This is a genomic window from Ruegeria sp. I3 (genome assembly GCF_056532525.1).
Window position 1 is genome coordinate 787,509 of the sequence record NZ_JBQFNI010000001.1, and the last position, 20,258, is coordinate 807,766.

Sequence of the window (20,258 nt, forward strand, 5' to 3'; positions counted from 1 at the left end):
GCAATGGCTGTTCAGTATTATGGTCTGGTACCTTCAACGGCGGCTTGGGTTTTCTTCCGGCACCATGCGGGATAGACCGTTGATATGGTTTTGAAAGTCTCCAGCCTGCAGCAATTCTACAACCACACGTTTGATACGATTATCGACGTGCGTAGCCCGGCTGAGTTCGCCGAAGACCATATGCCGGGCGCTATCAATCTGCCGGTTCTGAACAATGAAGAACGGGCACGGGTCGGTACTATCTACGTCCAGCAAAGCCCGTTTCTGGCCCGCAAGCTGGGTGCTGCGCTGGTGTTTCGCAACGCGGCAGGCCATATCGAGGATCACCTGAGCCATCATGAGGGCGACTGGAAACCGCTGGTCTATTGCTGGCGTGGCGGGCAGCGATCAGGATCATTTACCTGGATGTTGCAACAAATCGGCTGGCGCGCCGAGGTGGTTGAAGGCGGCTATCGCAGCTATCGCCGACTGGTAAAGCAGTTCCTCTATGATGAAGTGTTGTCATATCGATTGGTCGCGCTGGATGGCTATACCGGGACGGCTAAGACGGACTTATTGGGTCATCTAAAGGCGCAAGGCGCGCAAGTCCTGGACCTTGAAGGGCTGGCCAATCACCGAGGTTCATTGCTGGGCGAAATGCCGGGCGGGCAACCCAGTCAGAAAGCCTTCGAATCCGCGCTCGCCGCTTCCTTGGGCGAGCTGGATGCAGCGCGTCCGGTGGTTGTTGAAGCAGAATCATCCAAGATCGGAAACCTGATCCTCCCGCCCAGCCTGTGGTCGGCCTTGTGTTCTGCACCTCGCATCCAGATCACAGCACCGATTGCTGCGCGCACCGCGTATCTGGTGTCTGCCTACGATGACATCCTATCGGATAGCGAACGGCTACGTGATCGATTGTCTCCACTGCGCATTCATCGCGGTCATGAGGTTGTGGATGGTTGGCTGGAATTGATCAATGCCGGCGACAAGCGTGGACTGACACAGGCATTGATGGAACAGCATTACGACCCGGCCTATGCCAAATCGCGTAAGGCGCAGCGTGCCGAAGTGATCGCGCAGATTGAGGCACCGTCACTTGATGATGCCGGGCTGTCGGCCACGGCGGCTCGGATCAAGAATGTTCTGGATCAGCTGTGAACACGCAGGCCCGTTGTCGCGTCGATGTGACCAATCAGGGCGGCAGGGTAACCGGCGGCACGTAGTTCCGAGCATACTTGCTCGGCTTCGTTGGCATCGACGGCCGCCAAGAGACCTCCCGCAGTCTGAGGATCGAATAATAAATCCGCCTTGCCGCCGGTCGGAAGGCCTAGGGCGATGGCACGGTTGTCGGTGTAGATTGTAGATCGAATGCCCTGATCACTGAGCTCTGCCGCACCTTCCAGAGCTGGAATCGCGTCCAAAGACAGGGTTGCCCCGCAGCCAGATGCTTCGCATACCCCTTGCAGGTGACCCGCCAGACCAAAACCGGTGACATCCGTCATCGCATGGGCATTTTTCAGGATGCGGGACGCCTCACCCTGCGGCTGTATCATTTGCGCGAAAGCTGCCGCGACCCAGGCGCCTTCCGCCTTGCCCGCCATTTCGGCCGCCATCAAAACACCGCTGCCCAACGGCTTTGTCAGGATCAAAGCGTCATTAGGTTTTGCGCCACCCAGCGTGATCGGTTCAGCATCACAGAGCCCGGTCAGAGTGAACCCGATGGTCATTTCGTCACCCATTGAGCTATGGCCGCCGACGATCTCAGCCCCGGCTTGGTGCATGACGTCGCTGGCAATATGCATGATCTCAGCCATTGTGCGCTGCGGCAACTCAGCTGACATGCGCGGCAGGATGATCGTTGCTGTGGCAGCCTGCGGACGAGCGCCCATTGCCCAGATATCACCAAGCGCGTGGACAGCGGCGATACGCGTCATCAAGGCGGGATCGTTGGTGAAGCTGCGTAAGTGATCCGATGTCATAACCTGTCGCGTGCCACCGGTTAGCAGCACCGCCGCATCCTCACCGGGCAGGGGTGTAATGTCGGGCCTGTCGAGCTGCGGCAACTCCTGCAATGCGGCCCGCAAAGCGCCTCGACCCACCTTTGCACCACACCCGCCGCACATTGGTTTTTCTCCCAACGCCTCTTGCAGCCCTGCTGCGTGATGACGGGGCAATGCGGTGGTGGGCATTTGGTGAAGTTCACGGAACCGGTTCATGAACTTCTGATCGATATGGTTTTTCCATTGCCACATGAGCGGCCCGCTGAATGATGTCCCCAATCGCTCGGCCAGTGCGGATTTTCCACCCAGAGAGATGAGTTTCAGGTAATCCTTCTGCGGCATATAGCGCCGCATTTTCCCAGACCCTAGCGCGGCGCGCAAATTGTCATACAATATTGGTGCCTCGCGCACTGCGTAGACCCCTGCCTTGGGGCGCGGGTTCTCGGACAGATGGGCGCAATCTCCCGCGGCGAAAATCGCCGGATCGCTGGATTGCAGGGACGCGTTCACTTTGATGAAACCGTCATGCAGCGCGAGGCCGGTATTGGATATCCACTCATAGGGCCGCGCGCCTGCAGCACCGGTGATGAAATCGGCTGGTATCTGGCGACCGTCCGTTAGCTCGATTTCGCCCGCAGAAATCTTCTGGATTGATGTGTTTTCCAGAACTTCGATCCCCAGGTGCGCCATCGCCTGCCGGATGGTGGCGGATGCCTTCGGGACAGTCGCTGTAAGGGCTGTTGCACTGTCGATCAACGTAACCTGCGCTTCACGTCCTTTGGAACGCAGTGCATGGGCCATCGCCATGACTAGCTCTACTCCCGCAACGCCACCACCGATCACCGCGACCGAGGCGCGGCCCGTCCCTGAAAGATAGCTTTGCCATTGCGCGGCGAAGAGGCCGAGCGGCTTGGCCGGAACGGCATGCTCGGCGAATCCCGGCAATGCTGGCATATCCGAGGTGATCCCGACATTGACCGAGGCCACGTCAAACGCCACCGGCGGGCGTCCGGGCACATGGATTTGGCGTGTGTCCGGGTCAATACCTTCAACTGCGCCCAGTATCACCCGCGCACCCGCAAAGCGGGCCAGACGCACCAAATCAATATCAAGCTCCCACCGCTGATAGTGACCAGCGACAAATCCTGGCAACATGCCCGAATAGGGTGCGGTGGGACCGGGGTTTATCAACGTAACCCGCGCGCCGGACAGCGGTTTCATGCCCCATTTGCGCAGCAGCAGCGCGTGCGTGTGTCCTCCGCCTATCAGAACCAGATCGCGGGTTAGGGGCAGCAGAGGTGTGTGCATGGGTCTCAGTTCGTACTGTGGTCCGGGACGTCCTCGACCTGTTCGACCGCGTGGGTGGCCCAAAGCTCATCCTCGCCTGCGTCTGGCAGATCGCTGGGCTTTTCATGGCGATGAATGTGCCATTTGGCAATGAAAAGGGCCGTGATCGGGGCCGTCAGGAACAGAAAGAGCGTGATCAACAACTCGTGCATCGACAGTTTGCCCTCAAGCAAAACCGAATGCGCGATCGAGGCCAGCAGGACGCCGCCCACGCCCAGCGTAGTTGCCTTGGTGGGTGCGTGCAGGCGGGACATGGGGTCTTTCAGCTTGATCATGCCGAATGATCCGACAAAGCCGAAAATGCCCGATACGATCAGGAAGAATGCGATGAGCAGTTCGAAGATAAAGGTCATGCCACGCTCATTCGATGATATTGCCACGCAGCATAAAGCGCGCATAAGCCACGGTTGAGACAAAGCCGAGCATGGCGATGATCATGGCGGATTCAAAGAAGATTTCGGTCTCGATACTCAAGCCGTAAAGGATAAGCAGAGCGATGGTGTTGATCACCATTGTATCTAGGGCCAGAACACGGGTACTGACACCGTCGGCTGTAATGATACGCCACAAGCACATCATGATCGCAGCGCCGAAGCAGGCAAAAGCAAAGTAGATCGCATAGGTGATCATTCGAAAATCTCCTTCAGGCGGCGCTCATAGCGTTGTTTGATCTGGTCGCGCACCTCTTCGGGGTTCGGTGCATCCAGACAATGAACCAGCAGGTAGTGCCCTTGTGCGGACAAATCGCAACTGACGGTGCCAGGGGTCATGGTGATGGTTCCGGCCAGAACTGTGATGGCCTCGGGCGTGCGCAGTTCCAGCGGGACGCTGACAAAGCTTGGCTGGCGGTCTGCATCGCGCTTGAACAGGATGATCCGGGCCACCGCGATATTGGCCATCACGATATCCCATAAGACTACCAACATGTATTCCGCCACCATCGGCCAATTGCGCAGTTTCGGGCGATCCGGCCAATAGGGCTGAGTGATAAACGGAATGATGATTCCCAATAGCAGGCCAAAGACCACCGAGTTCAAAGACCCGGTGTTTGCCAGAAACACCCACACCAGTGTAAGTAGCGCGGTCAGATGGGGATGCGGAAATATACGGTGCAGAAGCTTCATCATTCTTCCCCTCCCAGCACAGCCGAAATGTAGTCATCCGGCGCGAACAGTTGCACGGCCGTGTTGCTGGCATATTGCAGCGCCGGACCTGCAAATAGCGTCAGCAGCACAAGTCCCAGAACCGCCCCGAACACCGAAGTAAAGGCGAGGCCCGGATAGGGCTCGGGCGCGGTTGGTAGGCCGGCTTCTTCGGTTGGCTCAGGCGTCACATTATGTTGGGCGTCGTGACTTTTCCAGAAGATCAGCGTTCCCGCGCGGGCCAGACCCACGATTGTGACGAACGACCCGATCAAGATCACGGCCCAGACCGCATTTGCATCGGGCGCGCCACGTGAGGCGTCCAGTACCAGCAGCTTGCCCACAAAGCCCGATAGTGGCGGCATGCCAGCCATCGCGATGGCGCCGACAAAGAACAGGGCTGAGATCAGACCGGATTGCGGCATCGGCGTCGAAGGGGCTATGGCTCCGCCACGGCGCTCCATTACCATGTCCGCGACAAGGAACAGCAGGGCCGTCGCCAGCGTCGAATGGAAGATATAGTAGAGCGCTGCCGCCGTCGCGGCCTCGCTAAACAACGAGATCGCAATCAGCAATGTGCCCATCGACGCGATGGCGCAAAAGGCCACCATTCGCGCGATATGTTGCGAGCCCAGAATGCCAATAGCGCCAACGGCCAATGTCAGCAGTGCTGCAGGTTGTAGCCAACTACCGACTAGCCCTTCGGTTGCGGCTACATCGGGCCCAAAGACCAGCGTATAGACCCGCAGGATCGAATAAGCACCGACTTTGGTCATGATCGCGAACAGCGCCGCAACGGGCAGCGGCGCATTTGCGTAGCTTGCAGGAAGCCAGAAATGCAGTGGCAACACTGCAGCCTTGATACAGAAAACCAGTAATAGCAAGACTGCTCCAACCCGCAGCAAGGCGGTGTCTTCGGGTGGGATATCGGCCACGCGAACGGCCAGATCAGCCATGTTGAGCGTGCCGGTCACAGCATAAATCGTGCCCAATGCAAACAGGAACAAGGTCGAGCCGAGCAGGTTATAGGCGACGTACTGAACCCCGGCCTTCAACCGCACTGCGCCACCTGCATGCGTCATGAGGCCGTAAGAGGCAATCAGCAGGACCTCGAAAAACACAAAGAGGTTGAAGGCGTCGCCGGTGAGAAAAGCACCGCAGACACCCATTAGCTGAAAATGGAGTAGAGCATGGAAGTGTTTGCCTCTCTCATCCCAGCCAGAGCCGATGGCATAAAGGACAACCGGCAGGGCCAGCAGGGCCGTCAACAACACCATCATGGCCGAAAGTTTGTCCAACACCATCACGATGCCGAACGGTGCGGGCCAGTTGCCGAGCTCATAGACCTGAACCTCGCCACCCGATGCCTGGGCGGTAATGGTCAAGGCGATACCCAGCAATCCCACGACGCCGGCGACCGAGAAGATGCGTTGAAGGTCCAAATGATATCGCAACACCATAATGATAAACGGGGCCAGGATCGCGGGCAGGACGATCGGCGCGACGATCCAATGGTTCATGCGTCTTCTCCCGGTGCGTCCACGCTATCGCTTGCGCTCATATCGATATGGTCATCCTTCGAGGACAGATAGGCGGACAGCGAAATCATCACGATCACCGCCGTCATCCCGAATGAGATCACGATGGCCGTCAACACCAGCGCCTGCGGTAGCGGGTCGGTATAGGGGACATCTTCATATTTGTTCAGAACGGCAGGTGCGTTCAGCGCCAGCCGCCCGGTGGCGAATAGGAACACGTTCACCGCATAGGTGATCAGGGACAGGCCCAGAATGACTGGGAATGTACGACGGCGCAGGATCAGAAATATCCCGGCGGCGGTCATGACGCCGACTGCAGAGGCTACGAGCGCTTCCATCAGGCCTGCTCCTTCTCGTTATCTTCATCCTGAGGGCTATCCCGCAGCGGGTTGATATCCATCGGGAATTCTTGTGCCATTCCCGGCTGCCACGCGAAGCGCGACAGGCTGTCGAGCGCCAGCATCACAGCGCCCAGTACCGCAAGGAAGACGCCGGTATCGAACAGAATCGCGGTGGCCCATTCGAATTCTTCCAGCGGGGGCCAGTGGATATAACCGAAATCGCTGGTCAGGAACGGGCGTTCATTGAACCATGCACCCAGACCAGTGGCAGCGGCGATCAAAACGCCCCAACCGATGGTGCCGTGATAGTAGAACCGCTGCCGTTCAATCGCCCAGGTATAGCCGCTGGCCATATATTGCATCAGGAAGGCGATCGCGACGATGAGGCCTGCGATGAAGCCGCCGCCGGGCTGGTTGTGGCCTCGGAAGAAGATATAGGCCCCGACCATCAATGCGATGGGCATCATCACGCGGGTGACGACCACCATCATCAATGGGTGAGAGTCACCCGACTGCGGCCAATGTGGTTTACGGTTCAGCAGGTAACTGCGCACATTGGTGCTCAGCACTGCTTCGGTCAGGGCGTAGATGATCAGGGCTGCGATGCCCAGCACGATGATCTCGCCAAAGGTATCAAAACCCCGGAAGTCGACGAGGATCACGTTCACGACGTTGGTGCCACCGCCACCTTTGTACGAATTGGCCAGATGGAATTCCGAGATCGTTGGGAAAGCAAAATCCCGCATCATCAGCGCATAGATCAAAGCGCCTGAGCCGATCCCGGCAACCACCGAAATTGCCGCATCACGCCAACGCCGTGCCGCGCTGCTGTCCCAGGGTGTATCGGTCGGCAGAAAGTTCAGCGACAACAACAGCAGGATCATCGTCACCACTTCGACCGAAATCTGTGTCAGCGCCAGATCAGGGGCAGATAGGTAGTTGAATGCCATCGAAACGATCAGGCCAACCACCCCGATCAACACCAGCGACAGCAGGCGGTTGCGGTGGAACCACATGATCGCCAGCGTCGCACCCACCAGACAGATCCAGCCGATGATCGGGATGACCTGAGCCTCAAGCGGTACGCGTGTTTCAACGCCAATGGTGCCGGTGGTGTAGGCGTAGTAGCCAAGCCCAACGACAAAAGCCACGAAGATGATCGCATATCGGCTGAGCACACCATTATGCAGCTCGTCCGTAATCCAGCGGCTGAGACGGGTCAGCGCGTCGATGATTGCCTCGAAGATCACCTTTGCCTCAGGCCGGGGCAGGGCGTTCCATATCTGGTCGCCGCGTTTGTGCAACGACAGCAGGAACAGGCCTCCCAGCGTCGCGACCACCGACATGTAAAGCGCAGGTGTAAAGCCGTGCCACAGTTTCAGCGAGTAATAAGGCAGCTTCTCGCCCCCGATCACCGCGCTGGAGACAACCGCGACAAGCGGGCCAACAATGGCTGCGGAATAAAGACCGATCAGGACAACCAGCACCACAAGGAACGCCGGCGCCAACCAAAGACCGACAGGCGGGTCATGCGGATGCGCGGGGTAATCGTCCCGCTCGGGCCCAAGGAAGACATGGCTGACAAAGCGAAAGGAGTAGGCCGCTGAAAATAGCGCAGCCAGAAGCGCCAAGCCGGGTACCAAGTAAGGCGAGTTAAGCCAAGTCGTGTGGACTGTCTCTTCCAGCATCATCTCTTTCGAGAGGAAACCATTCAGCGGTGGCAGACCGGCCATCGACAGGGCAGCGATGGTGCCGATAGTAAACGTGATCGGCATCAGATGCCGCAAACCACCCAGCCGTTTGACATCGCGTGTGCCGGTCTCGTGGTCCACGATCCCGGCGGTCATGAACAAGGCCGCCTTGAACGTCGCGTGGTTGATGATGTGGAAGACGGCTGCAACAGCGGCGATCGTCGTGCCAAAGCCCAGTAGCATCGTCACGAGACCCAGATGGGACACCGTCGAAAACGCCAACAGCGCCTTTAGGTCATCCTTGAACAGCGCAATCACGGCACCCAGCAGCATGGTGATCAAACCGGTAGTGGCGACGATGTAGAACCACGCATCCGTACCCGCCAGAACCGGCCACATCCGGGCCATCAGGAACAGGCCTGCCTTCACCATTGTGGCCGAGTGCAGATAGGCCGACACTGGCGTCGGAGCCGCCATCGCGTGCGGCAGCCAGAAATGGAACGGGAATTGCGCCGATTTGGTGAAACAGCCAAGCAAGATCAGGATCAGCGCAGGAAGGTAGTACGGCGAGGACTGGATCAGCTCTTTGTTCTGCAGAATGACACTCAGGTCATAAGATCCCACGATATTGCCGAGGATAAGCATCCCTGCGATCATCGCCAGCCCGCCCGAACCGGTCACGGCCAAAGCCATACGCGCGCCTTGACGACCCTCGGGCAGGTGCTTCCAATAACCAATCAGCAAGAATGAACTGAGCGACGTAAGTTCCCAGAATATTAGCAGAAGCAGGATATTGTCAGACAGAACAATTCCCACCATCGCGCCCTGAAACAGCAGCAGGTAGGTATAGAACTGCCCCATCGGATCCTCGCGCGACAAGTAGAATCGTGCGTAGAGGATGATCAGAAGACCGATGCCCAGGATCAGCAGGGCGAACAAAAAACCCAGGCCGTCCAGCATGAAGTTCGCGTTTAGTCCAAGCCCGGGTATCCAGTCGAACCGCGCGGTCACAACATCACCGCGCATGACGCTGGGAATGTGGATCAGCAATCCCATCAACGCGAGGAAGGTGGTCAACCCAGCCGCTGATGCTGCTGCGTTTCGTCCTGCCCGGATCAGGAGGGCCGGAAAGACAGCTCCGAGGAAGGGAAGGGCCGCGATAAGGAATAGGGACAAGTGCGATACTCCGGTCTGTGCGGTCAATATGACTGAATTACTAGGGATAATTTATTGACTGTCCGGAAATTGCAAGGTTCCGAAAGGTCCTAAAGCGCACATATTGGACGTGATCTACCTGTGTAACTATGACGCGAACTTGATCTTAGGGTTGGATTTCCTGAAAGCGTCGCGAATTGCCATATGATAATACCGATCTGACAATGCAGGAGAGTGCCGCATGGCAGAAGGGAAACGCCGAACCCGCAGATGGGTCCTATTGGGCGGAGGGGCCGCCATTGCAGCGGGTTTCGCAATCCGCGAATACCGGTTGATCCCGCAGGCCTATGCTGGTGGTCAGATTGCGGCGGCCACAGCCCATCAACAGGCTCTCGACGGCGCGATCCATCTTATCGATATCCGAACCCCACGCGAATGGCGGGCGACCGGGGTCGCCGAAGCGGCCCACCCGCTCGACATGCGCCGTGAGGATTTCGTGCAGGCCTTGGACCATCTGCTCGGGGGGGACCGATCTGCACCTGTCGCACTGATCTGTGCACGCGGGGTGCGCTCGGCCCGATTAAGCAATCAACTGACCGAGGCTGGATTTACCAATATCATCGACGTGCCCGAGGGCATGCTGGGTTCGGCGGCTGGGCCCGGTTGGGTGCGGGCTGGGTTGCCTGTCAACGCTTATGAGGAGGAAACGGGATGAGTGTCAGACACTGGTTGGCCGCGTGCTTTGTTTTTGCCGGGCAACCCGGCCTTGCGGCTTGTGGCGATACCGAGGGGATGTGCGAAACCGCATCAGGCGGATATCACATCGAACTGCCGAAAGCGGAGAACCCTCCGCTGGTTGTGTTCCTGCACGGCTATGGCGGCAGCGCCACCGGTACGCTCAAGAGCCGATCCATGGTCGAGCCACTGCTGGCGCGCGGCTACGCGGTGATGGCACCGGAAGGGTCCGAGAGAAACGGCCGAAAAAGCTGGAACTTCTTTCCCGGTTGGGAAGGTCGGGATGAACCCGCGTTTCTTCGTGAAGTAGTGCAGGACGCTGCCGACCGGTTTGATATCGACCCGGATCGCGTGGTGCTGGGCGGCTTCTCGGCTGGCGCGTTCATGGTTTATTACCTCGCCTGCGCTGCGCCGGATTCATTTTCTGCTTATGTCCCGGTTTCAGGCGGGTTCTGGCGGCCACATCCCGAAAGCTGTGATGGTCCGGTACGCATGTTCCACACCCATGGTTGGACGGACAATGTGGTGCCGCTGGAGGGCCGCCTTTTGGGCGGAGGCCGTTTCCACCAGGGCGATATCTTTGCCGGATTGGAAATCTGGCGGGTCGCCAATGAGTGTGCCGATACCAAGCCCAGCGGGTTTTCTACCACGGGCCAGTTTATGCGTCGCAACTGGATGGGATGTGCCGAAGGTAGCGCTTTGGAATTTGCTCTGTTCCCGGGCGGCCATACGGTGCCAAACGGCTGGGCCGATATGATGGTAGACTGGTACGAGGGCCTGCCCGGCGGGTGATCATTCCGCCGGTGTGACCACGCCCTTGCCTTCGATCAATCGCTTCAACTCATCGCGATAGCGCCGGGCCGAGCGCGTAATTGCAGGCTCACTGACATCTTCGCGCATACCAACCATACGGCGCGCGGTGCCTGCCGATACGCCGCTGAGCGCAGACAATGGGATCGCCAGTGCCAGGCTGATCGCAATCGGTGCCAGCCAGACCGAGACCAGACCGGCGAGGATGCCAACGCTAAGCGCACCGCCAATGATAGTCTCAAGGCTGTGGCACAGGATCAGCGTGCGCAGCCCGTAGCTGCCACCATCGCGCGCTTGCGGGGACCAGCCCTTTTGAATGCCCAACGCGGTGCGGAACACTGCAATCATCTGCTGCACCATAAGTATAGGGGCATAGAGGATCGACAGGATGACTTCGGACAGAAATGAAGTGAAGAATTTTCGCGCTCCGCCGAAATCGGAATAGCGCACACCGCTGAGGGGCAGGGCAGCGACGCCCAAAACCTTGGGCGCCAATAGCATCGCATACATCACCAGAATGATCAGCACATGCCGTGTTTCGGACATTTCTGGCCATTGCGGGAACAGCGGATTGTCCGGGCTGAAGTAATGCAGGACCGAGGCGTCCTTGCCCTGACCGATCAAGGCCCACATCACCAAAAGTGCGAACCATAGCGGCGACATCAGATATCCGACCGCTCCGTGGAACATATGGAACCGCGAGACTGCGCGGAAGCCGGTCGAACCCAGCAGTTTCAGGTGCTGCAGGTTGCCCTGACACCAGCGGCGATCGCGCATTGCGTGGTCAATGAGGGTGGGGGGCGTTTCTTCATATGATCCGCGTATGCGCGGCAGAAAGCGCACGGCCCATCCTGCGCGGCGCAGCAATCCGGCCTCGACGAAATCGTGGCTCATGATCAGCTTGTCTTGTCCGTTAAGCGACCGCAACTTGGGCAGACCTGCGCTAGAAGCAAATGCACAGGTGCGAATGATGGCGTTGTGGCCCCAATAATTGCCTTCTTGCCCGCACCAGCGCGCGAGGCCTTCGGCAAAGGCGATACCATAGACGCCGTTGGCAAACTGCTGCATCCGGGCAAAGACCGATTGCGCGCCAATCAGCTGCGGATAGCTTTGGATCAGGCCTGCGCCGGGATCGCGCGCCAGCGCATCTGTCAGGCGCGAGATCGCGCGACCCGTCATCAGGCTGTCGGCATCCAGCACCAACATCGCATCCCAGTCCGCGCCCCAGCGGCTGACCCAATCGGCAATATTACCGACCTTGCGATCCGTATTCTGGGGGCGGCGGCGGTAATAGAGTTCAAGCCCCGGTGCCAGCGTGGTCCGCAACGCCTCAACGCTGGCCTGTTCCTGCGCGGCGATCTCGGGGTCGCGCGTGTCGGATAAAATGAACATGGCATAGTGGTGCTGACCACCGCGTTTCTGCAGGTCTTCCAGCATCGTACGGGCGTTCCCCAGCACGTTCCACGGCACCTCGTTATAGACAGGCGTCAACAGCGCCACGCGCAATGGTTGCGAGCGTCCTTCACGCTTTGGCTGCTCTTGCCGGGACAGCGAGACCATGCCCAGCAGTACGGTGCAGACCGTGAAGGAAATCCAGAAGAAATTGAACGAGATTAGCGTCAGCAGGATACCTTCGACCAGATTGATCCCTTCGGCGCTGAACCAGTCGGACATGACCCAGAGCAGACCCAAAGCCGCCGCCATGGCAGGTGAGAAGACCAACGCGCGCCAGAACCCGACAGAGGGATTTCGACCCCCGGCAGGTACCTGCGCATCGCGGAATCCCTGCGCAAAGTTCTGCGCTGGCATCGCCAGAGGGGCCTCGGGCGGCATGATATGAAGATCGCGGTTCATATGGTCCAACGGTAAAGCCAGACTTCAGAGGCTGGTTGTTTGTCTTTCAGCAACTGCGCGCGCAGTTCCACGTGGTTGCGTTCGCCTGGTTCGAATGAGAACGCCAGCCGCAACCCGCCCGTGTCTGGGTTACGCTGCAGAACGCCTTCTGAAGTTTCGGCATGGGGCGAGTCGACAAACACCGTGATGGCCTCGGGATCGTCAAGCAGCTCACTGGCTTCGAAATCAATCACAGCCAAACGGCCCTCGCCGAACGTGTTGTCGCCCATCGCGGTGTTGATCACGCGGGCCATAGGGGTGTGCTGCGGTTCCTCGCCCCAGATCAGGCGATAGGACAGATCAATCTGGCTGCCTGCTGCGTAGGGTTCCATCGGGCGCCAATAGGAGACGATGTTGTCATAAATCTCCTGATCCGCTGGGATTTCGACAAGCGTGACAGTGCCTTTACCCCAGTCTTCGCTGGGTTCGACCCACAAGCTTGGGCGTTTGTGATAATTGGCTTCAAGATCCGCATAGTCCGAGAACTTGCGCTTGCGTTGCATCAGGCCAAAGCCGCGGGGGTTTGTGTCGACAAAAGACGAGATCTGCAGGCGAGTCGGGTTCGCAAGCGGGCGCCACAGAACCTCTCCTGCGCCGTTGCGGATCATCAACCCGTCACTGTCGTGCACTGCGGGGCGAAAATCATCGAAACGGCTGTGATTAGTCTGATCGAACAGGAACATAGATGTGCCGGGCGCGATGCCGACATGGGGCAGTTCGGTACGTGGGAACAGGGTGGCTTCAATATCCATCACGCAATCTGAACCGGCGGTAACGTGGAAGCGATAGGCCCCTGTAACGCTTGGGCTGTCCATGAGCGCATGAACGACCATGTTACGTTGATCCGGTTCTGGACGCTCCAACCAGAAACGAATGAACTCGGGGAATTCCTCGCCATCTGGATCGCCGGTCTTCAAGGCGAGCCCTCTGGCCGAAAGGCCATAGACTTCGTGCAAACCGATGGCGCGGAAATAGCTGGCCCCTTGCCAAACGCAGAACTCGTCTGTCTCGCCAGGACGGTGCATCTCAGTACGCAGGCGTAGACCTGAAAAGCCCAGCGTGTCGTCAATGGGCAGCTCAGGTACGTCTTCAGACTTATCGAACATGGCCAGATCAAAGGCGACCGGCTTGGTCATACCGTCCTCGACGGTCGATACTTTCACTGTGCGTGGAAAATACAGGCCCGGCGTGAAAAAATCGACGTTGAAGGGCGTCTCGGTCTCGTACCACAGCGCGCGATCCAGCCGGAACCGGATTGAACGGTATTGCTGATACGTCAGGTCCTGCCACTCCTGCGGAACCATCTCACGCTCTGCATAATCGCGGCTGGCCAGGTCGCGGGCCATTGCGATGACGTCGTCTCGGCTGAACGGGGTCTCTCCACCTGTGGCATATGCCGCTGGGGCGAAGGCCAGAGCGGTTGATGAGGCGAGAAAAGCGCGACGTGTAAAGTTCATTTCTTTGATTTCCAAGGTTGTGACTTGAACCAGGCGGCCAGATAAGCCACGCCGATGATCATGGCAAAGCCAATCATGTTGGCGATGAACACACTGGCAACATCCCGCCCACTCAGGTCCAGTCCGACGCCGATAAGTCGTGCTGCTGCCATAGAAAATACGAACACCGCGAGCGATTGCTGACCCACTTTGGTGATGATGGTCAGCAGGAACTGCCAGACCTTTGCGGCTGCCCCATGACCGGTCGCTATCAGGCGACGGCCATGCTCACCGGCGATAACCCAACCCAGATAGGCAAGCGACAGAAAATGCAGATATCGGAATAGACCAAAGTCGGTCTTGTCGCGAAATTCTTTGGTCACTGGCCAGACCTTGCGAATCTCATCAGCCAGATCAGGGGCTGCTGCATTGATCCAAGTGAATACCTTCCACGAGCCGAACGGCATCGAGAAGATCAAAAACAATGCTGCCGCCCAGATCAGAGTTTTCGACACCGGCGGCGCTGGAATCCAGCCTCGCATGAACGCAAAGCCGGTGAAGAACAGTAATTGCCACCCGAATGGGTTGAAGAACCACTGGCGCTCTGACCAGGGCTCGGCCGGCAGGTCAAGGTAGTCGAATTGTGCAACGAGCCAGATCGTGACCGAGGCCATGGCGACCGCCCAGAATCCGATACGATATAGCCCCATAAACAGGGGCATCATCGCCAGTACCACCAGATACATCGGTAGAATATCGAAGTAGTTCGGCACATAGGTCAGGGTAAAAAGTCCGACGATCTGTGACGCCGGATCGTTGAAGAAATGCTGTAGATTGAGAGAGGAGATATAGTTTTTCTCGAACAGCCCACTCTGGTTCAGGGCCGCCATTGTCATCGCGACAAAGAAGAACAGGCAGATATGCGCCCAGTAGACCTGCCAGATGCGAAAGCTCACGCGTGCGGTGCCCATCCACCAGCCTTTGCGCATGAACGCCCCCCCAAAAGCAATTGCCGAAGCCATGCCTGAACAGAATACGAAGATCTCGGTTGCGTCCGAAAAGCCAAAGCGGGCAGGTATCCATTTGGCCCACGGATCGTTCGGAATATGGGCAATCAGGATGATGAACATCGCGATGCCGCGATAGAAATCCAACCGCGGATCGCGCATAGCGGCGGGGGCGGCGACCTGAGACGCCACCGGAGCAAAATCAGAAGCGGGCGATGCGGTCGCCATACGGTTTCTGTCCTTCTTGGTCTTTTATTGTTGTTATTCGGCGGGGACGCTTTGTGCGTCGCCGCTGTCGCGTGCGGCCTCGATCAATTCTCGGCGGGCGAGGGCGTAATTGTCCTCTCCCCCGGCACGTTTGGCGCGGCGGTCGTCCAGGATGCGCTCGACAGCATCCAGGCGGCCAGCGCGCAGGCCGGAATCAATGGTGATGCGCTCGAATACATCACGTTGGGCGTGGCTGCCACCCGCCAGTTGCATCCCACCCCGGGCATTTGAAAGAAAATCAAAGGCTTGGCCGTAAAGGCCTTCTCCAAAGGCCTCAAGCCCCTTGGCGGCGGCAATGCCCGGGTCGGACATGCGGATCGGCGTGTCACCCTGATTGCGCTGGGCGTCATTTTGAATACGCTGCAGCATATTTGCTGTAGCCTCCGAACGATTGTCCCCGGTCAATGCCAGCAAGTAGTGAAGATCGGCGAAGATCAAGCATCCGTCTTCGGTTCGTGCTGCGCTGAGATCGGCCAGTTCTTCCCAGCGGTTGCCAACATCAACGCCCTCAAGCTCTAGCCGGGACAGCAGCGAGGTTGCATTCGAGATATCGCGATAGTCGTCGGTTTTGTCCTGGCGGATGTGATGATCGTAAAGCGCCATAACTTGATCGACTTGCCCCAAATCCAGATGCATCAGCGCCTTGTGCCACCAGACGTGATAGCGGAAATTGTTGCAATGCGCCCAAGCGTCCTCGCGTCCCGCGAGCCAGTCCAGTCCCAGCTGCGCGTTGCCCGTCATCTCGTGCACGTGCGCTACAGCGTGCAATCCCCAGGCGTCGTCCGAAACCATCCACAAGGCCTGACGGCCGGCGATCTCGGCTTTCTCGTAGGCGCCGGTTTCCTCCAGCGCGAACGAGTGGCATCCCAGCAAGTATCCACGTCCGGCGTGGTCGGGTTCATACGCAGGCATCACCCGTTCGATCGACCGACGCATCCCCGCCGCATCGCCCAGAACGAAGCGCGTCGCATGGCTGAGCTTCATGGCCAGAGTATCCGTTGGGTGCGCCCGCAGAATCTCTTCAAATTTCTGAACGGCCTGTGATGGAAGGTCGGCCATATACAAACCAAGCGCCTCGACATATAGCCTTTCCCGGGCTGAAACTGGCTGACGCCCCATCGCTTCATTCGCGGCACTCAGCGCTTCGGCAGCGACCGCGATCATCTCGCGCCGGCCCAGCAGAACCATGAACAGCCCCTTGACCGCATGGCCCAGCGCAAAGTCCGGCTCAAGCTCCAGAACCTTCCCCAGATGTTGCGGTGTGACAGCGGCATGCGCCATGAACCCAAGGAGAACACCATCCCATGCCTCGACGCTTGCGGGCTGGTTCAGGGTGTTCATCTGTCCAAAGACGTCTTGTTTCATACTCGGGTCCAATCTGATTGCGACGTTCTACACTGTTCGATGTAACAGAGTGTGCAGCCGGGTCGTAACAGTATCGACCCTGCTCTCGAATTGGTGAAATCCCGTGTGTGAGAAACGCGAAAAAAACCGCCGATTCAAGGGCATGTTTCAGCAACTTGCCGCCTAAACGGGCAGAGTGTTTCAATCTTCGAAGGGGTTTTCCGCGTTCAGAACAGCCTGTGTGTCAGCCCCACAGACCGGTGGTGCGCTGCGATATGTTACAGGCGTGCGTGACAGGATCAGGGGATTCCCGATCAGTTGCACCTCGCCAGGCTCAGCTTGCATCGAGATCTGCATCTGGCGGGCAGCGACCTGATCCGAGGCAAAAACCTGATCGAGCGTCCGCACCGGGCCAACAGGGACTTTCAGGTCTTCAAGCCCCGCGATGACGCTGCCTGTATTCAGCGCCTGAACAGCAGGGCGCAGGATTGCATTCAACGCGTCCCGGTTTTCAAGACGGGCCGGGTTGGTGGCAAATCGGGGATCGTCGGCAAGCTCTGGCTTTTCGATGAAGCTGCAAAATCTTTTAAACTGACTGTCATTTCCAACGGCCAGAATCACGTGCCCATCCGCCGTCTGATAGACCTCGTAAGGCACAATATTGGGATGCCCGTTGCCGCGCCGCTGAGGCACTTCGCCCGAGGTCAGATAATTCACGCCTTCATTGATCAGCCAAGCAATCTGTGCATCCACCAGCGCCAGATCGATCTGCTGACCTTCGCCAGTCATGTCGCGATGACGCAGCGCAGCCAGAATACCAACGCAGGCATACATACCACACATCACGTCAGCAATTCCGACGCCTACTTTCATCGGCGCGCCGTCGGCGTCTCCGGTCAGAGACATGATCCCGCCATATCCTTGCGCCATTAGATCATATCCGGGCTTCGATGAGTTTGGGCCTGTCTGCCCGTAGCCTGAGATTGAACAATAGACGAGGTCGGGAAACTCATTGGACAAGGTTGCGTAGTCGAGCCCGTATTTTGCCAGTCCACCGGGCTTGAAATTCTCGATCAGAATATCAGCGTGCGAGGCTAGGCGTCGGACTTCTGCCTGTCCTTCGGGTGTTGCGATATCCAATGCGACCGATTTCTTGTTGCGGTTGGAGGACATGAAATATGCGCTCAGGTCCGAGCGGTTACCATCCGCATCCTCGGCGTAAGGAGGGCCCCATTGCCGCGTATCATCACCACCGGTCGCTGGGTTTTCGATTTTGATGACGGTAGCGCCAAGGTCGCCCAACAACTGCGTACAAGTGGGTCCTGCCAGAATGCGAGACAGGTCCAGTACCTTGACGCCTTTCAGCGGTCCTTCAGATGCGGCCATCATATCCTCCACGGTCAATTTCCGCAGCAATGACAGTGAACTTGTCTGCTTTCAACGCCTGATCCAATGCAGCCCGCAAATCGTTGCGGCTACGAACTGTGTGACCATAACCGCCGAATGCGCGGCCTAAAGCGGCAAAGTCATGGCGGTCAAAGTCCACTCCGCGATTGCCCATCTGGCGCTGGCGTTGTTTCAGTTCGATCAGCGCAAGGCTGGCATCGACAAAGACCAGAAAGATTGGGTTGCCACCCAATTCGGCGGCAGTCGACAGCTCTCCGGCAACCATCAGAAAGCCGGCATCGCCAGAAAAGCTGATCACGGGGCGATCCGGTTCGGCCAATTTCAGACCGATCGCCATCGGAACGGCACACCCCATGGTGCAGAGCGCCGAGGACTGGATCAACCCGCGTGCCTCCGAACACTCCCACATCTGACTGAGCAGAATGCGATGCGCGCCGCTGTCGGCCGTGGCGAGGGTCTCGGGTGGCAGAACGGCACGAGTTTCTGCGATGATTGCCGCCGGTCCCCAGTCTTCATCTGTCGGAAAAGCATTCGCCAGCGCAGCCTTGACCTGTTCAGGCTCACCATTCGGCCAAGTCTTGCCGGCAGGGTTGCCCTTGGCAATGGCCTCAAGCGTTGCGCCGGTGTCGGCGACCAGATTTAGCCCAGCCTGATGCATGTAATGATCGTTCACCACGGCTGATATGTCGATCACGCGCTTGGTTTCTGGGTCCCATATCTCGCGCCAACCGGGGCGCATCTCGATAGGATCATAGCCTAGGCACAGCACCAGATCAGCCTGTTCTACCAGCGGGATAAGATGTTTATCGGCCAGCGGAGACAAACCGGCCCCGCCCAGGCACAGCGGATGATCCTCGGGCACCACCCCCTTGGCCTTGTAGGTGGTGAGAAAGGGAATGTTGAAATGCTCTAGAAATGCTCGCACCACACAGCGCGAGTCGTCGTAAAGAACATCAAGACCGATGATCGCCAAGGGACGCTCGGCCTCAGCCACCCAGCGACGGGCCTTTTCCAGACATTCCGCGCCGGGGGCGACAGGGGCGATTTTCGCCAGTCGGCGACGTTTAACCTCTGATACGCGCGTATCGGCCACCGAGATCGGCACATCAATGTGCACCGGGCCAGGGCGCGGCTGGTTAGCGAGCGATACCGCCTTGTCTGCGATGATATCAGCTCCGTCAGCCGTCAGCATGAAAGTACCCTTGGTGATTGAGCGATAGACTTGCGCGTGATCCATCACCTGATGGGTGTAAGTCAGCGCCTCATCCGCATCAACGCATCCGGTCAGCACGATCATCGGCACCCGATCCTGCAAGGCGTTCGCGACCACATTGATGCCATTCATGGCACCGGGGCCAAGCGTCGCCACCAGAATCGCGGGCGCGCCATCGCGGTGATGAACGGCTTCGGCCATGAAACCGGCGGCGTTTTCATGCTTGGTCAGATGAAAGGTGATGCCCGCGCGTTCCAGCGCATCCACCAATGTCAGAACCTCGCCGCCGGGCATTCCGAACGCATGGCGGCATCCGGCCTCGAAAAGGCGTTGTGCCAACAAATCCGCAGCGCGGGGAGACAGGTCCTGCATTAATCAAGCTCCGACAAAGTTATCTGTCAGCAGATTGCGGAGGACGCGTCCGGACGCAAGCAGGTTCACGTCAGTGTGACTATTTGACGGCGTTTTCCGCTATGGCCTGAAACTTTGCGTCCAATTCTGTGGCAATCTCGCGCAGAGCGTCTCCGCCCTCGTCTGCGTAAGGGGCAAAGACGAAGCTTGGTGTCTTGTAAGAAAGGGTTGCAGTGCCGTCCTCGTTCTCGGTCACGTAGAAACGGATGGGCGCTTCGATCATCGCGTTGGTCGAGGTTTCAAGAACCCGAACTGCGTAATCGTTGTTGAATGCGCCAATCACCCGGTTGCCCGGAATGGTGATACCGCGCGAGGCCGCCGCTTTGGTCGGCCCGGCCTGTGTCACAACGATCAGGCCGTTTTCCTTTACCGCGGCCTTTGTGTCATCCACGAGGGTCTCATAGCTTTTTCCGCTGGAGTAAACAGCCCATCCAGTAAGAGGTTCGATGCCGTCGGCCCAAGCAGGCATCGCCAGCAGGCAGATCGCAGCCCAAAGCGCCCTCATGTTCTTTCCCTTCCTGTTGACTGGGGAATTGATGACA

Annotated in this window: 17 protein-coding genes; 3 read left to right on the plus strand and 14 right to left on the minus strand. The window is 58.3% G+C overall.

What is annotated here, in order from left to right:
* Positions 1-84: 84 nt before the first annotated feature.
* A complete protein-coding gene (mnmH, locus tag ACR0L9_RS04050) occupies positions 85-1,137 on the plus strand; it encodes a tRNA 2-selenouridine(34) synthase MnmH (RefSeq protein WP_480894874.1) in 1,053 nt (350 codons plus the stop codon).
* Here the strand turns inward: mnmH and selD are convergent.
* From selD to ACR0L9_RS04085, 7 genes are read right to left on the minus strand one after another with little or no spacing between them, the layout of a single operon-like run.
* The gene (gene selD / locus ACR0L9_RS04055; protein ID WP_480894876.1) at positions 1,128-3,287 is read right to left on the minus strand and encodes a selenide, water dikinase SelD; all 2,160 of its coding nucleotides are present in this window, start codon (positions 3,285-3,287) and stop codon (positions 1,128-1,130) included. The genes mnmH and selD overlap by 10 nt on opposite strands.
* Before the next feature lie 5 nt (positions 3,288-3,292).
* On the minus strand, positions 3,293-3,679 hold the full coding sequence (locus ACR0L9_RS04060; protein ID WP_170401276.1) for a Na+/H+ antiporter subunit G: 387 nt from the start codon (positions 3,677-3,679) through the stop codon (positions 3,293-3,295).
* A 7-nt stretch (positions 3,680-3,686) separates the two neighbouring features.
* Entirely contained in the window at positions 3,687-3,956 is a 270-nt protein-coding gene (locus ACR0L9_RS04065) for a K+/H+ antiporter subunit F (RefSeq protein WP_170563653.1), read from the minus strand.
* On the minus strand, positions 3,953-4,450 hold the full coding sequence (locus ACR0L9_RS04070; RefSeq protein ID WP_170392908.1) for a Na+/H+ antiporter subunit E: 498 nt from the start codon (positions 4,448-4,450) through the stop codon (positions 3,953-3,955). Before ACR0L9_RS04070 ends, ACR0L9_RS04065 begins: the two co-directional genes overlap by 4 nt.
* Positions 4,450-5,988 (minus strand): monovalent cation/H+ antiporter subunit D, encoded by a 1,539-nt coding sequence (locus tag ACR0L9_RS04075; protein WP_480894879.1) that lies wholly within the window; start codon positions 5,986-5,988, stop codon positions 4,450-4,452. The genes ACR0L9_RS04070 and ACR0L9_RS04075 overlap by 1 nt, the downstream gene beginning before the upstream one ends.
* Positions 5,985-6,344, minus strand: a complete 360-nt coding sequence (locus ACR0L9_RS04080) for a Na+/H+ antiporter subunit C (protein WP_170391885.1) — start codon at positions 6,342-6,344, stop codon at positions 5,985-5,987. The genes ACR0L9_RS04075 and ACR0L9_RS04080 overlap by 4 nt, the downstream gene beginning before the upstream one ends.
* On the minus strand, positions 6,344-9,214 hold the full coding sequence (locus tag ACR0L9_RS04085) for a monovalent cation/H+ antiporter subunit A (RefSeq protein WP_170401275.1): 2,871 nt from the start codon (positions 9,212-9,214) through the stop codon (positions 6,344-6,346). Before ACR0L9_RS04085 ends, ACR0L9_RS04080 begins: the two co-directional genes overlap by 1 nt.
* Before the next feature lie 220 nt (positions 9,215-9,434).
* Between ACR0L9_RS04085 and ACR0L9_RS04090 the strand changes: the two genes are divergently transcribed.
* A complete protein-coding gene (locus tag ACR0L9_RS04090; protein WP_170609352.1) occupies positions 9,435-9,908 on the plus strand; it encodes a rhodanese-like domain-containing protein in 474 nt (157 codons plus the stop codon).
* Positions 9,905-10,720: a PHB depolymerase family esterase gene (locus tag ACR0L9_RS04095; RefSeq protein WP_170801849.1), complete on the plus strand. Its 816-nt coding sequence runs from the start codon at positions 9,905-9,907 to the stop codon at positions 10,718-10,720. The genes ACR0L9_RS04090 and ACR0L9_RS04095 overlap by 4 nt, the downstream gene beginning before the upstream one ends.
* Here ACR0L9_RS04095 and mdoH read toward each other — a convergent pair whose 3' ends face one another.
* The 7 genes from mdoH to ACR0L9_RS04130 form a co-directional block, all read right to left on the minus strand.
* Positions 10,721-12,592 carry a glucans biosynthesis glucosyltransferase MdoH gene (gene mdoH / locus ACR0L9_RS04100; protein ID WP_480894883.1) on the minus strand — a complete coding sequence of 624 codons (1,872 nt, stop codon included), beginning with the start codon at positions 12,590-12,592 and terminating at the stop codon, positions 10,721-10,723.
* A complete protein-coding gene (locus ACR0L9_RS04105) occupies positions 12,589-14,088 on the minus strand; it encodes an OpgD/OpgG family glucan biosynthesis protein (protein ID WP_480894885.1) in 1,500 nt (499 codons plus the stop codon). Before ACR0L9_RS04105 ends, mdoH begins: the two co-directional genes overlap by 4 nt.
* Positions 14,085-15,302 (minus strand): OpgC domain-containing protein, encoded by a 1,218-nt coding sequence (locus ACR0L9_RS04110; RefSeq protein WP_170512206.1) that lies wholly within the window; start codon positions 15,300-15,302, stop codon positions 14,085-14,087. Before ACR0L9_RS04110 ends, ACR0L9_RS04105 begins: the two co-directional genes overlap by 4 nt.
* Before the next feature lie 33 nt (positions 15,303-15,335).
* Complete coding sequence (locus tag ACR0L9_RS04115) at positions 15,336-16,706, minus strand: tetratricopeptide repeat protein (protein ID WP_480894887.1); 1,371 nt, start codon at positions 16,704-16,706, stop codon at positions 15,336-15,338.
* A gap of 180 nt (positions 16,707-16,886) precedes the next feature.
* The gene (locus ACR0L9_RS04120; RefSeq protein ID WP_480894889.1) at positions 16,887-18,071 is read right to left on the minus strand and encodes a CaiB/BaiF CoA transferase family protein; all 1,185 of its coding nucleotides are present in this window, start codon (positions 18,069-18,071) and stop codon (positions 16,887-16,889) included.
* A complete protein-coding gene (locus ACR0L9_RS04125; protein WP_480894891.1) occupies positions 18,058-19,677 on the minus strand; it encodes a thiamine pyrophosphate-binding protein in 1,620 nt (539 codons plus the stop codon). Before ACR0L9_RS04125 ends, ACR0L9_RS04120 begins: the two co-directional genes overlap by 14 nt.
* A 79-nt stretch (positions 19,678-19,756) precedes the next feature.
* Complete coding sequence (locus tag ACR0L9_RS04130) at positions 19,757-20,221, minus strand: DUF302 domain-containing protein (RefSeq protein ID WP_480866935.1); 465 nt, start codon at positions 20,219-20,221, stop codon at positions 19,757-19,759.
* Positions 20,222-20,258 lie beyond the last annotated feature (37 nt).